Origin of the sequence: Planctomicrobium limosum (assembly GCF_051465645.1) — a bacterium.
Classification (GTDB): domain Bacteria; phylum Planctomycetota; class Planctomycetia; order Planctomycetales; family Planctomycetaceae; genus Planctomicrobium.
In genome coordinates, this window is the sequence record NZ_CP195790.1 from 3036799 (window position 1) to 3051263 (window position 14465).

At 53.4% G+C, this 14465-nt stretch carries 9 protein-coding genes; 8 read left to right on the top strand and 1 reads right to left on the bottom strand.

The window, feature by feature from the left end; all coding sequences use genetic code 11:
- The first annotated feature begins 43 nt into the window (after positions 1–43).
- The 3 genes from SH527x_RS11370 (at position 44) to SH527x_RS11380 (ending at position 3701) form a co-directional block, all read left to right on the top strand.
- Complete coding sequence (locus SH527x_RS11370) at positions 44–1027, top strand: hypothetical protein (RefSeq protein ID WP_437190799.1); 984 nt, start codon at positions 44–46, stop codon at positions 1025–1027.
- Positions 1028–1145: 118 nt separating this feature from the next.
- Entirely contained in the window at positions 1146–2324 is a 1179-nt protein-coding gene (locus tag SH527x_RS11375) for a hypothetical protein (RefSeq protein ID WP_437190800.1), read from the top strand.
- Between the two features lie 186 nt (positions 2325–2510).
- Entirely contained in the window at positions 2511–3701 is a 1191-nt protein-coding gene (locus SH527x_RS11380; protein ID WP_437190801.1) for a hypothetical protein, read from the top strand.
- Between the two features lie 21 nt (positions 3702–3722).
- On the opposite strand, the gene SH527x_RS11385 is transcribed toward SH527x_RS11380, so the two are convergent.
- On the bottom strand, positions 3723–4802 hold the full coding sequence (locus SH527x_RS11385) for an NADH:flavin oxidoreductase/NADH oxidase (RefSeq protein ID WP_437190802.1): 1080 nt from the start codon (positions 4800–4802) through the stop codon (positions 3723–3725).
- Positions 4803–4995: 193 nt separating this feature from the next.
- On the opposite strand from SH527x_RS11385, the gene SH527x_RS11390 reads away from it, so the two are divergent.
- From SH527x_RS11390 to SH527x_RS11410, 5 genes are all read left to right on the top strand, one after another.
- On the top strand, positions 4996–6441 hold the full coding sequence (locus SH527x_RS11390) for a hypothetical protein (RefSeq protein WP_437190803.1): 1446 nt from the start codon (positions 4996–4998) through the stop codon (positions 6439–6441).
- 95 nt (positions 6442–6536) lie between these two features.
- A complete protein-coding gene (locus SH527x_RS11395; protein WP_437190804.1) occupies positions 6537–8324 on the top strand; it encodes a glycosyltransferase family 39 protein in 1788 nt (595 codons plus the stop codon).
- Positions 8325–8537: 213 nt separating this feature from the next.
- Positions 8538–9839, top strand: a complete 1302-nt coding sequence (locus SH527x_RS11400; protein ID WP_437190805.1) for a metallophosphoesterase family protein — start codon at positions 8538–8540, stop codon at positions 9837–9839.
- A 235-nt stretch (positions 9840–10074) separates the two neighbouring features.
- Positions 10075–13278: an AAA family ATPase gene (locus SH527x_RS11405; protein ID WP_437190806.1), complete on the top strand. Its 3204-nt coding sequence runs from the start codon at positions 10075–10077 to the stop codon at positions 13276–13278.
- A 135-nt stretch (positions 13279–13413) separates the two neighbouring features.
- Positions 13414–14319, top strand: a complete 906-nt coding sequence (locus tag SH527x_RS11410) for a hypothetical protein (RefSeq protein WP_437190807.1) — start codon at positions 13414–13416, stop codon at positions 14317–14319.
- Positions 14320–14465 lie beyond the last annotated feature (146 nt).

Sequence of the window (14465 nt, forward strand, 5' to 3'; positions counted from 1 at the left end):
CTTGAGAATGGACTTGGTCCCCCCTGAATTGAATGAGAACGAAATGGTTCGGCAGCCATCCTTACTGAACGGGATTGTTCTGGCGCTTCTCTTATTGAGCGGTTGCCAACCGAAGGTCTCAGACGAATACCGCGCGGCCGACGAGATCATCGACTCCAAACCAGCTTCTCAAGAGACCGAGAAGAAGACTGCTCAACCTGCGGATCAACCAGCTCCAGCTGAAGTGGCAGCAATGTCAGCCGAGGCTCCGAAAGTCGAGCCCCAGACTCCTCCGGCTGAATCGAAAGCGATGCCAGCCAGCCCTGCGGAATCGGCCAGCCCAACCGTCGCCAAAGAAACGCCAGCACCTACACCGGCACCCAAAGTTCCCCCAGTAGAGACACCTGCAGCGGCACCAACAACGCCGACAAGTTCAGCACCTGTCGCATCGATGGCCGCTCCAGCAGAAGCGATGCCTGCAAGCAGTTCTCCAGCGACTCCTGCAGCGAAGGTTTCGCCAGAGAACGCTGCTCCGGCAATGCCAGCAGGCACTCCGCCGCTTGACCCAACTGCTCCGCCTAAAGTCACCGGTCCACTGCAGATCAAGCTGCTGATCCCCGAAAAGACTTTCACTCCTGAAGGCTCAGAAAACGCATTAAGGGTCTCATTTGATGACATCGATCTGCTCAAGGTTCTCAATATGGAACCTGTTCCCTCAGACGCGGCGGACCACTTCCCGGAGTGGCTGAAAAATCTGGACGGGAAACGAATTGTATTGCGGGGCTGGATGTACCCACCTGCCAGACAGGATGGAATCAGCAGCTTCCTGTTTGTTCGAGACAATGGAATCTGCTGCTTCGGTCGCGCCCCAAAGGTTTATGATAAACTCGGTGTCAAACTGAGAAGCGGAGTCACAACCCAATATATTCAGAATCGCCCCTTTGACGTCATTGGAACACTCTCAATCGAACCAGAGATTGAAGGGGATGACGAAGGGCTCTGGTGGCTCTACTTCATCAATGATGCGATCATCGTAGATAGCCAATAACATAGGTGAGTTGAAATTCTCATTGAGAATCGTGACGTAACACACTCACCTATAATTGCATCTCGCAACTGAACTGAATCAAAACTCACCTTAGTAGCACTGTGTTGAGGATACGAACATGCGATCTTGTTTGTCGCTGCTGACGGCAACGGCCATTGCCCTGGCACTCTTAACATTCCTGCCACAGGGAGTCGCCTGCCCGTTTTGCAGTGCTCCTTCGCTGACAATGAGCGAACAGCTCGCAGGAGCTCAGGCGGCGGTACTCGTACAGTGGGCCTCCGGAAAAGAAGCTGATAAGGACAAAGGGTTCATCGGCAGCACCACCTACGAAATCGTGAATGTTGTTCGAGATGAATCGAAGGAACTGAAGAAAGGTTCGCCGATTGTTCTTGAACGTTACCGACAGGCCAAACCTGGCGAACTCTTCCTGCTGTTTGGTTCGATCACCGAAGGTAAAGTTGAATGGAGCAGTCCTCTCGAAGTGACCGAATCCAGCTTCAACTATGTGATTCAGGCACCAAGCAAAGAAACACCAGCGATCGAACGGTTGGCCTACTACCTGAAGTTTCTCGAATATCCTGACCAGTTCGTCGCCGGAGACGCTTACTCAGAATTTGCCAACGCTCAATACGACGAGATCGTGCCACTTGCCGACAAGATGCCGCGCGAGAACCTGAAAAAATGGCTGTCCGATCCTGACGTCACCGCCACTCGAATCGGTCTCTACGGTTTGATGCTCGGGTTGTGTGGGAAGCCGGAAGACGCAGACTTCCTGAAGGCAATCGTGCTGAAAGATACGGACTCATTCCGACTCGGAATCGATGGTGTAATGGGGGGATATCTGCTGCTGACGGGACGAGACGGACTGACTGTCATTCAGGAATCCAAACTCGGCAATGCAGAAGTTCCTTTCAGCGAAACCTTTGCTGCCATGCAGGCACTGCGATTCATGTGGCAATACGCCAAAGGACGCATTTCAGAAGACGATCTTCGTGGTGCAATGCGTTTGTTGCTGGAGCGCCCGAACCTCGCCGATCTCGTCATTGTCGACCTCGCTCGCTGGAATGACTGGAGCATTACAGATCGACTCATGAAGATGTACGACGAAAAGGAGTATCAGGTTCCTTCCATCAAACGAGCCATCGTCCGCTTCATGTTGATCGCCGAGAAAGATCCGGCAGTGAAGGCTGGAGCCCCCGTTCCGGATCACGTGACAAAAGCCAAAGCAAACCTGGAGAAGCTCCGGGAAGTCGACCCGAAGACAGTGAAGGCAGCTGAACGATTCTTCTTCGACTAAACCGTCGAGCTATCAATTGATTGACCAGCAGTCTCACTGCAGACATGGTTCAATCACAGACTCAAATCGATTTCACACCATCCGGCCCTGCTCATTATGAGTGCGGCCGGATCTGTCTTATCAGAAGAGCGCAGGCTCACCATTAGATCTTCAGCTGACGCGCCCGCACTCGCAGTGGACTCAATCATGAATGAGAGACGGAGATCTCAAGAACTCGTTTCGCCGATTAGCAGCGTTGCACTGATCGGAGCACTCTGTCTGTATCTGGTCGCTGTCCCGTTGCTGGCATGTCCTTTCTGCGACGCCCCATCGACAACGTTCAGCGAGCAACTGAGTCAGGCTCAATCTGTTGCCCTTGTGACATGGAACGGGGCGAACAAGCCTGATCCGCTGACGTTCACCAACGGCAGCACCACGTTCAAGGCTTTAGAAATCTATAAGCAGAAAGCCGCCGAACTCGCCAAGAACCAGAACGTCACAATGACGCATTACCAGCCCGGCGAACGCGGGGACCTGTTCTGGATGCTGGGGACAGAAACTGAAGGAAAGCACAACTGGGCCCCACCGGTTCCGATGTCGCGTGAATGCTGGGAATACATCATCAAAGCCCCCAGCCGAGACTTGGAGATTTCCAAACGCCTCAAGTACTACCTGAACTTCCTCGAACACAGCGACCCGGAAATCGCGATCGATGCCTATGGGGAATTCGCAGGTTCTCCGTATTCCGCACTCGTCTCAATCAAAGAACTTTTGCCGCGAGCGAAGATCGTTGGCTGGCTCCAAAACCCGGAAACAACTCCCACCCGACGCGGGCTCTATGGGCTCATGCTCGGTTTGTGTGGAACAGATGCAGAGAAACGTTATCTCGAAGAGCAAGTTCTTCAGCAGACGGAAGACATCCGCTTCGGAATCGACGGGATGATGGCAGGCTATGTTCTGCTCGCCGGGGACGCTGGCATGAAGAAGCTGGCAGACACCAAGCTCAGAGATCCGTCAACGATTACCAGCGAAGTCTTTTCCACGATGCAGTTGATGCGGTTCCTGTGGGAATACACTGATGGCGAGGTCTCAAAGGATCTGCTGAAGTCCTCGATGCGGCTGCTGCTCAATCATCCTCAGTACGCCAGCCTTGCACTGGTTGACCTGGCTCGCTGGAAAGACTGGGAGATCACCCCGCGAATTGTGAAGCAGTACAACACTGGCATCTACGCCGACTCGTATGTCAAGCAGTCTGTCATTCGGTTCCTGATAAGTGCTTCCGAAGACAAAGCGATGCCAGAAACTGCTGAGCTGAAACAAGCCAAGGCCTTCCTTGCGAAACTTCGCGAGGAAGACCCTGAGACTGTCAAAAACGTTGAACGGAACGCCTTCGATTAAGACCGTGTCCAATATGCCAGATCACTTCACAGATCGGGCATATTGAACAGGGAGAAGGCCACCAGCGTGAGGAACATGCAGTTCCTTCGCGGCATGATACGGCCAATACGGATCTCGCAGGAATTCCCGGCCCATCATGATGAGGTCGGCATGACCATCATGAATCGCGGACTCGGCCTGCTCTGCCTTGGAGATCAGCCAGCCTACGGCCACCGGCATCGCGGTCTCCTTCCTGATCCTGCCAGCCACGGGGATCAGAAAGCCGGGATCGTGCGGAATTCGGCTGATATCCGGGATCACAAATCCATGACTGACATCCAGCAAGTCCAACCCCAGTGACTTTAACTGCTTCACGAGTTCGATCGACTCTTCCACAGTGACGCCCCCGTCCGTCCAATCGGTGACCGACAAGCGAATCGTCAGTGGGAACCGCTCTGGCCAGACTTCGCGAACGGCCTTGAACGTTTCAATCAAGAACCGCGTTCTGTTCTCAAAGCTGCCGCCGTATTGGTCTGTCCGATGGTTTGAAAGTGGAGAATAGAACTCATGCGCGAGATACCCGTGCGCGAAGTGAATTTCCATCCACTCAAAACCTGCTTCGAGTGAGCGTTTGGCCGCTGAAACGAAATCGTTCCGGACTCTGGCGATGTCTTCCACCGTCATTGCCTGAGGAACTTTCCACAAGTCACCTCCAAACGCTTCCGCTGATGGGCCAATGACATCCCAACCGCCTTCTGAATTATCGAGGTGGAGCCCGCCTTCCCAAGGGGCCTGAGCACTCGCTTTGCGTCCGGCGTGAGCAATCTGAATTCCGGGGACCGCTCCGTGTTCTTTCACAAACCGATTGATGCGTGCGTACGGTTCCACATGCCCATCATAATAAATCCCTGCATCTCCCGGGCTAATGCGTCCTTCCGGAGAAACCGCAGTCGCTTCCATCACAACTAACCCGGCACCACCAACAGCACGCGATCCGAGATGCACGAGATGCCAGTCAGTAGGATACCCGTCATTTGAGGTGTACTGGCACATTGGGGAAACGGCGATCCGATTTCGCAAAACCACATCTTTTAAACGGAATTCTTCAAACAGTTTCGACATGGCACACGTACTTCCCGGTAAACTGAGTTGATCGGCGATGAGCTGGAGTCGCGCAAGAGTGCGTCTCAACCGCATTTCAACTTAACGATAATTCATCTTAGTCATCGTAATTTGTGTGTCCACCTGGAATCGCCAATCCATCCAATCTCGCATTGGAAATTGCGATCAGACGCCTCAAGAAGCAGGGTGATCCATGCGTTCAATCTCCGCTGGAATCGCAGCAGTCACGTTTATTGTTGTCACACAGCATCTGCCTGCTGCAGACGCGATTCCGGCGATCGATGAATCGAAGTACGTATTGCCAGGAGCCGAATTTAAAACTCCAGATTGGGTCGAGCGACGTAAGGGGGCACCATTTCCGGTTAAGGAGTTCCTTGAAAGGCCGATTGATCCCTCGAAGAATGCCGCCCCGCTCTACATCTATGCCCTGAGCCGATACTTCAAGGAGTTCGAATACCTCTATCCTGAAGGTGATAGGGCCTCCTATCTTGCTCAAGTAGAGGAGTTTGAGAACAAGATCGCAAAAGTCTTTGCCTCGGAAGCATTGCTGGAGAACGCCAATACCCCAGAGATCCAAGCGCTGTTGAAAGAGGCGGCTCCGCTTCTGAAGATGATCGATCAGGCACAGGCTAGGCCAGAATGCCTCTTCATCACTGGACTGGACGTTAATCCACCCCTTTTTCAAGTTCAATCGGGTCGTTCAATTGCCCGACTCGACACAATTCAAATTGCTTCCGCTTGTGAAAGGGGAGACTTGCAGACCGCGGAACATTCCATCCAACGGTCGCTTCGACTGGCGCGAGATATCAGTCCGCGCGGCCCAATGATCACGCAGCTCGTCGCAATGGCAATCAACGCGACGATATTGAATGCCATTCAACAGTATTATCTACCGAGCGAGAAATTGAGTACGGAAGATTGTGACCGCATTCTCAAGATCCTCCGGCATCATGACGAAGCATCTCTGGACATGTACGCTGAAGGACTGCGGACTGATTACGTGCTTGTGGGAAACATGTACGATGAACTTGAGTCTGGCAAACTCAGTCCAAAAATCTTAGAGACTTACATTCCGTCAACATGGACGCTCAATTTCGACCTGGAATGGAAAACACTGAATGATCTATTCGAGAAATTGCTCAAGGCCAGCGGCGACTACACTCGCATATATGAAACCAGTAAAGAGATTGGACAGGATCTCATTCGAATGAAGAAGGAATTGGACGAATCGAACACATCCGTCTTCGGGACAATCGGCCGTGTTACTGGCATCACTAAGCCTAGCACGTCATTCTTCGCCCCTCTTTTATTTCCACCAATTGGTCAATTTTCAGAATCGATCTTTCGTAATCAGACACGTCTGAACGGACTACAAATGGCCATCGCCGTGCGCAGATATCAACTGGTCCACGGAAAGCTTCCAGACTCACTCGACCTTGCGGCGAAAGAAGCGGGATACGAAGAGGCCTTGATCGATCCGTATGATGGACAGAAACTCCGGTTCGTGGTACTCGATGGTCAACCGATTGTGTATTCCATTGGCAAAGACCGGATTGATCAAGGCGGCAAAGCTGATTGGGAGTTCGGGAAGGAACCAGGAGACTTTCTCTTCACTGTCCCGCAACCGAAGACTCCGTGAATCTCACCAGCGTCTCAACGATCGCGTAAGGCTAGAACGCTTTCGTCTTCTTCGTCTCGATGTATGATCTGAGTGACGAGGGCGAAGGAGCCAGCATGACTGCCGCAGCTACAGAATCTTCAGACACACTCACGCAGCGGTTCGCGCCGTATGTCTTACTGTGTCTGGTCTGTCTCAGCTTCCTGTGGCAAACCTCGCTTGTCCAGAAAACACAAAGCCCAACATACGATGAGACGTACTATCTCAATTGCGGGCTACAATCGATTCATGATGGCAGGCTCGACCCGCGAATCTGTGCAGAAGGAATTGCTCCGCTCCCGTTAATGATGACGTATCTTCCGGCACTGGCCTCAACCGGGGGAGAAGCCAGACCGGTGCCATGGGTGGGGCAGTTCAATGACCCGGAGTATCTGAATGGCCCTCGGATTCTCAACTCAGTTCTGTTCGGGTTGCCATTGCTGATTGTCAGCTTCTTGTGGCTCAGGAAACGGCAAGGTCTCGGCGCCGCCATGACGGGGGCGACGCTGGTCTCTCTCTCGCCGCTGATTGTTGCTCACTCATCACTGGCAACAATGGATTTGGGGTTCGCATTTGCCGGACTCGTCGCGCTGCTGGCAATTGGTTGGGCGATTCAACAACCAAACTTCAAACGTCTCTCACTCGCAGCAGTTGCGACAGCGGTGGCATTGAGTTCCAAATACTCGGCGGTCTTTCTGCTGCCGACAATGCTCGCTCTTCTGCTTTTCACAACTGACTCTGGTGACACAAACCCTAATCAGCCTCTACGAATTCAGTCGCTGAGAGGATGGAAACAGGCAATCAAACTGTTCGTTCTTTGGGGAATCTTGATTTTGCCAATCTGGTGGGCACTCCATCTCTTTACGTTTACTGGTCCATTGAAGAACTTCCCATTGAACGAAACTCCAGACGATTCCCCCTGGGTGCAAATCCTTGGCCGTGGCCCTTGGGCTGACTGGTTCATGGAACTTGCTCACCACACATTGAAGCGACCGGCCCCCATCTCTGGAGTTCTGTTTCAGTACCTGCACAACAAGGCCGGACATCCTGCGTACCTGATGGGAGACGTCTCCCAGTACGGCTGGTGGTACTACTTCCCATGTGCGTTCGCATTCAAGTCGACGCCCATCGAACTCCTGTTAACGGGTTTACTGGGAATCGCTGTTCTTGCTTCTCTGCGATCCCCTGTTCGAGCATGGCGGAAACTCGACCCCGTCCTCAAATCAATTCTGATTGGCAGTGCGATCTTCATTGCATTGGTGCTCACAGCGAAAATCAACCTGGGGGTGCGATATCTGATTCTGCTCTACCCCGTCCTGATCGTCTGCGGAATCGATCTCCTTGCCAAATGGTTTCAATCCCGCCCCAGTGCGTTCGCAGGAATTGCAGCCCTGCTCGTCGCAGGTCAGGCCATCAGTTGCCTTGGCTCGCATCCTCATCAGATCGCGTATTTCAATTCGTTGTCTGGCGGGCTCCCCAACGCCAAAAACCTCCTCTCTGATTCCAATATCGATTGGGGACAGGATTTCCCGGCTCTGCACCGAACGTTGGAAGAATGGGATCACCCTCGGGTGGCGCTCGATTACTACGGCACTGCACTCCCTGAGGCGTTCGGGATTCAGGCTGACCACTTAGATGACCTGAAGTCGCCGTTGGAAGATTACGACGTGCTGGCAGTTTCGCTCACGAAACTGCAATTCGGGTCCATCTCCGGTGGCTGTTACGAGCAACTCTGGAAGCAAAAGCCTGACGCCATTGCCGGGGTCTCGATCTACCTCTACCGCCTGAATAGGCCTGAAATACGGGAAATATTTGCGAATTCAGTGGAATGCGTTCGCAGGAAGCCGGGCAGAAACTCGCTTTAAGAAGAGGCCAAAACTGACTTTTTGCAGTCTTTCAGCAAACCTGAAACCAAATCGTCAAAACTTGCCCATCTTTGCAGCATTTACAAAATGCCCTTTTCCCATCTTCACATTGGCGGTAAACTCATGCCAATTCCATAAATCAGCATCTTCATCAAAATCCGCTAATTCATATTTCGATCAGGGAATGTTGTTGGGGGAAAGGATTCCGAACCCATGTCTCGCCAGGGCTTTCGATTCGTCCATGCAACCAGTTTGTGTCTGGATGAGCATTTAACCGGAACCGGTGCGCTGTCGGCGGAAGACCGACAACTGGCAGAGGACGCTACGTTCCGATCATGGGAAGCGATTATTGAAACCTGCATCAGTGCGCAGGTTGAGTTTCTTTTGCTGACCGGGAACTCGTTCAACGCCAAAACCAACAGTCTCCGTGCGCGTGTCGCTCTTGAGAAGGGTTTCGAGAAACTCGAAGCACACCACATTTCGGTCTTCGTCGTTCCCGGCGTGCTTGACCCTGTGTCTGGTTGGAAACGAAACCTCAGTCTTCCTCCCAATGTCACCTTGCTGACAGCAGACGATCATGAGCCGATCGCTGTGATGCGTGACCAACGGGTTATGGCATCCATCTTCGTGATCGCTACTCCTAATTCAGACGAAACCAAATGGACTGGTGCCGGCCCAACAGCATTGGGTAAGCACCAGACGCCGTTTCGTATCGGGCTGGTCGCAGCAGGGGCCCCATTTCGCTGGGTCAATGGACATCCTGAACCAGACGCGAATCAAAGTACGGTCACAGCTCCGGCGAAGCTTGTTCAGGCTGCGATTTCTCAGCAAACAAACTACATCGCTCTCGGTGAAGGGGTTCCTCGCACGGAATACTTCAAAGGGGGCATTGCGCACGATCCCGGCTGTTCGCAATCACTGACACGAGTCGTCACAGGGTCTCGTGGCTGCAGTGTTGTGAACGTCGATGAAATCGGCGAACTCTCAATTGATCCAGTCGCGGTCGCTCCCATTCGCTGGGAAGACTTCCCCATCACGATTGAAGCACATCACAACCAGAACGATCTCACCGAACGAATGGCTCTGGCGTTGATGGAACTCACGCCAGACAACGACGAACGGCTCTGGATCATCACCTGGAAAATTTCTGGGGCAGGACTCCTTTTCGATTCCTTGTCCGACCCCAAAGCCAAAGAAGATCTCTGGAAAAAGCTCGAGTCCGAACTGACCGGTGAACGTGCTGTCCGCCGCTTGCACCGCATGGAACGGAGCGTCGATGCTCCCGCGGCGGCAGTGGTCAGCAACAACCCCGGCGACACACGACTCCTGCTGGACTTTCAGGAGATCCTGAAAGAATCCGGAGATCAGCTGCTCGATCAGTTGAAACGGGAACTACAGGACCTCGACTGGATGAAGCATCACGACACTCGGGCGATTCGAGATGCAGTAGGGCAGCTCTCGAAACAAGGTGTTTATCGACGCGCCCAAGCTCTTGCAGCGCAGTGGTTGCAATAGTGGGCACCTGAATGTCGAGTTCACCCTCGACGACCGGAGATTCCGTAAGGGATCTCCAGAAGAAACTGAGAACAGATCAATACCGACCAGTTTTGTGGATGACCGCTGATTGACAAGCACTTCAATCTCGTGATCAACGCAATCAAAGTCTGAGTGATCAGTTCAGCGAATGACTTAAAAGGAATGTGGTGCCCAGGCAGAACGTCGGGCATCGACTCATCAGGGACTGTGTTCGATGCAGCTTCGTGAAATCGAGATCGACCGCTTCGGCATCTGGCAGGACGTCACGTTGCCGTTCAACGAGCGCGGCGTGACCGTGTTGTATGGGCCAAACGAAGCCGGAAAATCGACATTATTGCGATTCATCCGCGGAGTGCTCTATGGGTTTCTCCCTTCGGACGAAAAGTCATTCGGGCCAGATGCAAAGCCGATTGAGTGCAGTGGAACGCTGCGCCTGCAGCATCTCGGAAAAGAGTATCGTCTTCGTCGAACCTCTCAGGCAGGAACCAGAGGACGACTGGAGATCAACGGCCGCATCGTGCGCGATGACGACTCACTGCTAAAAGCGATCGTAGCGGACACCCGCGAAGCGATGTTCCAGAACATCTTCGCTATCGGTCTGCCGGAGTTGCAGCAACTTGCGACTCTCAGTGGCGATGAAGTCGCTCAGCAACTCTATGGTCTCTCCCTGGGGCCGGAAGGCGACCAGATCGTCCGCGCTCATCAGGGATTTCATACCGAACAGAACCGCTTCGCAACCAACCCTGAGAAACGGGATGGCGAACTCTTTGTCCACATCAATCGACTTGCCCAGATTGATAAGGAACTGTCGCGACACGCGCCGGTCACAGACAAGCACAATAAGCTGCAGTCTCAGTTTCACTCGATTGAAGATGAAATTGCCGACGCGCAGAACCGACGAGTCGATGCCGAGTACGACCTTCGCAGCCGCGAGTTCGTCAATCGAATCTGGAGCCCTTGGCGAAAAGAAAAAGAACTGCGTCATCAGCTCTCTCTTTTGCCTCAAGGAGATCTCGACCGCGAAATTCTGCGTCGCTTCGACCAGCTTGAGCTCGAACATTCCGAGATCAACGAACGTCGGCAGGCTCTGATCAACGAAGCCAAATCGCTTCAGGCAGAAGCAGAAGAAATTCCCACTCGCCCTGAACTGGAAGAACACGCCTGCTCGATTCAGAACCTGTTCGAGAAGTCTCGCATCATGGAGGCGCTCGACCGGTCGCTGGCCGGGGCACAGGCAGAATTCGACCACACCCAACAGAAGATCAACAGCCTGTTGGGGAAACTCAACGGACACTGGGATTTCCACCGACTGAACCAGTCCGAAATGGGCCCGGCAGCCTACCAGCGGCTCTGGACTCAGGCCAATCATTACCGCGGAGCCTGTCGGACCAGATCTCGACTGATTCGCCGCCACAAAAAGTTGAATGGCACATTGCGTTCATTAAAGAACGAATGGAAGACCTACACCAAAGACCTCGGGAAGCTGACAATCGCAGACGCTCGCAAAGTATTGCAGAAGCGTCTGATGGAAATGGAAGAACTTCGGGGACTCAAGATCCGCCGCGAACATCTGAAAAAGGCGATGGAACTCCTGAATCGGGAGATCGGGCCTCAGGTCGTGGAGCGTGAGCTGCCTCCGTTCTTCTGGCTGATCCACACATTCTTCATGTTTGGTGGACTTGCGTTGATGGCAGCAGGAATCCATGCTGCTTTACGTGGATACGATGGGCTCGTCGCTGGAAAAGCGGCAGCTTGGATCGTTGGCGCCTGCTTCGTCCTCCTGGGCGTGGCGTCCATGGGGACGGTCTGGGCGATGAAGGAATACTTCCAGGTCGTCGAGTTCTCAACCCCGGATATTGACGCCGAACGTGAGAAACTGGAGCACGAACTCCACCGCGTCGAACAGGCAATCGACCGCATTATTCGCCGCGATGCGTCACAACAGCTACCTCCACTCGCAACCATCAATCCAGGGCCGATTCCTCAGAATCAACAAACGCCAGCAACACCTGCTGCCCCGCTGACAGATGACGAGATCATTCATCGGATTCGCGAACAGATCGCAGACCTCGATCATCACGAACCGATCGGACGGCGAATCGAATCACTGCGCCAGCGTCTCAGTCGTCTTCGTCAGTCACTGCAGGAACAACAGCGTCAACATGGCCGCGTCCGCCGTGACTGGACCGATACGCTTCGCAAACTGGGGCTTCCTGAAACACTCAAAGTCACTCAGGCATTTGAACAATGCCAGATTCTGTCTGAAGCACAGCAGATCATGCGAGACAACGATGCTCGCCATGAGAAGGATTCCTACCAGCGTCAGGAACTTCAGGCATACCAGAAGTCGATCTTCGAACTGGCTGGCAAACTCGAATCGCATGAATTCCGCATCACCAATCCTTACCAGACACTGGCGGATTGGGATCGCGAATTGAAGTTGCAGGGAGAACGTCGACGAGAACGACAACGCCTGCGTCAATCGGCCAAAGACAAACGACAGGAAGCCGCTCAACTGGTCGAGCAGATTGACCGGATGCGTCGCGAACGTACCTCGCTGCTGAAGCAACTTGGAGTAGGTGGTCGCGACGAAATCATCGCCAAACTCGCGGCAATCGACGAACGAAACACACTTCAGCACCAGATCAAACAGATCACCGAAAACATTCAGAAGATCGTCGACGCCGATCCCGAGATCGCGCTCTCTGACGAAGATCTTCACAATTACGACCAGGAACAGAACAACGCCGCCATTGTTCAGGCGCGGAACGACATCAATCAGTATGACGCTACGATCCGTTCGTTGCAGGAGACTCTTGGTCGGGTCAAAGGACAACTTCGAGAGATCGAAAATGACCGCACATTGAGTTCATTACGGTTTGATCGTGAACAGGTGTTGTTCTCTTTGCGTGAAGCAACCGAAAAATGGGCCGCATCCAAACTGGCTGACGGTGTCCTGACAAGGGTGCGTCAGAGAATCGAAACAGACAGACAACCACGCACACTTCAGGACGCATCGGCCTATCTGCAGCAGTTCACAATCGGCAAGTACACTCGAATCTGGACACGACTCGGGGAGAAAGCGTTGCTTGTGGACGACGAAAAGGGGCAGGCTTTTCGCGTCGAGCAGTTGAGCAGCGGGACCAGAGAACAGGTTTTCCTGTCAGTCCGCCTCGCGATGATTCGAGACTTCTCTCGCAAGGGAATCGAGATGCCGATGGTTCTCGATGACGTGACCGTCAACTTCGATCAGTCGCGAACAGAAGCGGCAGCACGGACTCTGATGGATGTTTCCGCACAAGGCCAGCAGATCCTCCTGCTCACCTGTCACCTCCATTTTGCCCAGCTCTTCCAGCAACAAGGACACGAGCCAATCTGGCTGCCTGCCCTGCGTGGCGAGGCTCAACTGCAAAGGTAATTCCAGTCTTGAGTTGCGACCCGCTGCTCCTGAAGAACTCTTTAATTCTTCGATGCAGCGAACCCGCAGCGTAAGGCACGCGGAAGTCGGCGAAAGGACGTTGCCGAGAATCCGACCAATGGATAGATTTCAAGGATGAAACTCACGCAGTCGCGGTTCATGAATGTCCCTGCGACAGTGGCACACTTTCGGTTGCCACTGGTGATCGTTTCACTGGTTCTTATGCTCTCCGGCTGTGTGGGCACGAAGAACATCACCGCTCAGCTTCCAAGTAAGTACGAGATCACAACCGGCGATCTGATCGTTCGTTCTGATCTAAAGATGAAACAGTCTCACCCACTGATTCAGGAACTAAAGCAGATTCGCGCCGAACTCACGGCTTCGCTGGATTTGCCTGCCCCAACCCGTCCGGTTGTCATCCATCTCTTCAGTGACGCCGAGCGTTACAGCGGATACATGCAGGCTCGACACCCAAATCTCCCGAAACGTCGCGCTTTTTTCATTGGCTCGCCGACGGAACTGGGTGTCTACGCCCACTGGAGCCCGAATGTTGAAGAAGACCTGCGACATGAATACACGCACGGGGTCCTTCACGCATCATTGAGGAACGTGCCACTCTGGTTCGACGAAGGGCTTGCTGAATACTACGAGACTCAAAGCGATACTCCCCGCAGATTGCATCGCGAGCACACACAACGGCTGGCAATTGCATTGAAGAATGGCTGGCGTCCCGATCTGACACGACTTGAGAAGATCGAAGAAGTCAATCAGATGGGAAACGCGGATTATCAGGAATCCTGGGCCTGGATTCATTACTTCATGCACGACGCCCCAGATGGTCGCGAGCTCCTGGTGGAATACTGCAAGGAACTCCGCAAGCCTGGGAAATCACCGCGATTATCAGATCAGGTCGCAGCACACTTTCCTGACGCAAACATCCGCCTTGCCAGCTACATCACATTGTCACTCACTGACAACGGTCGCGTCAGCTGGGCAAACCACGAACGACAGATACCCGGAAAGTCGACCCTCCGGGATTGATCCCGTCGCAACCTTTCGTGGGGAAAGTCAGACCGATCTTTCCTGCGCAATTGCTGAAATCATCTGGATCAGGCGAACAATGGCCTGATCGCGACTTGATCACCTGCACTGGCCGAGCCAGAATCAAGCAAGCGGCCCAATAGGCG

Bases quoted from the DNA above. Each gene is read 5' to 3' on its own strand.
- SH527x_RS11370 (WP_437190799.1), top strand. From the start codon at position 44: ATGGTTCGGCAGCCATCCTTACTGAACGGGATTGTTCTGGCGCTTCTC.
- SH527x_RS11375 (WP_437190800.1), top strand. From the start codon at position 1,146: ATGCGATCTTGTTTGTCGCTGCTGACGGCAACGGCCATTGCCCTGGCA.
- SH527x_RS11380 (WP_437190801.1), top strand. From the start codon at position 2,511: ATGAATGAGAGACGGAGATCTCAAGAACTCGTTTCGCCGATTAGCAGC.
- SH527x_RS11385 (WP_437190802.1), bottom strand. From the start codon at position 4,802: ATGTCGAAACTGTTTGAAGAATTCCGTTTAAAAGATGTGGTTTTGCGA.
- SH527x_RS11390 (WP_437190803.1), top strand. From the start codon at position 4,996: ATGCGTTCAATCTCCGCTGGAATCGCAGCAGTCACGTTTATTGTTGTC.
- SH527x_RS11395 (WP_437190804.1), top strand. From the start codon at position 6,537: ATGACTGCCGCAGCTACAGAATCTTCAGACACACTCACGCAGCGGTTC.
- SH527x_RS11400 (WP_437190805.1), top strand. From the start codon at position 8,538: ATGTCTCGCCAGGGCTTTCGATTCGTCCATGCAACCAGTTTGTGTCTG.
- SH527x_RS11405 (WP_437190806.1), top strand. From the start codon at position 10,075: ATGCAGCTTCGTGAAATCGAGATCGACCGCTTCGGCATCTGGCAGGAC.
- SH527x_RS11410 (WP_437190807.1), top strand. From the start codon at position 13,414: ATGAAACTCACGCAGTCGCGGTTCATGAATGTCCCTGCGACAGTGGCA.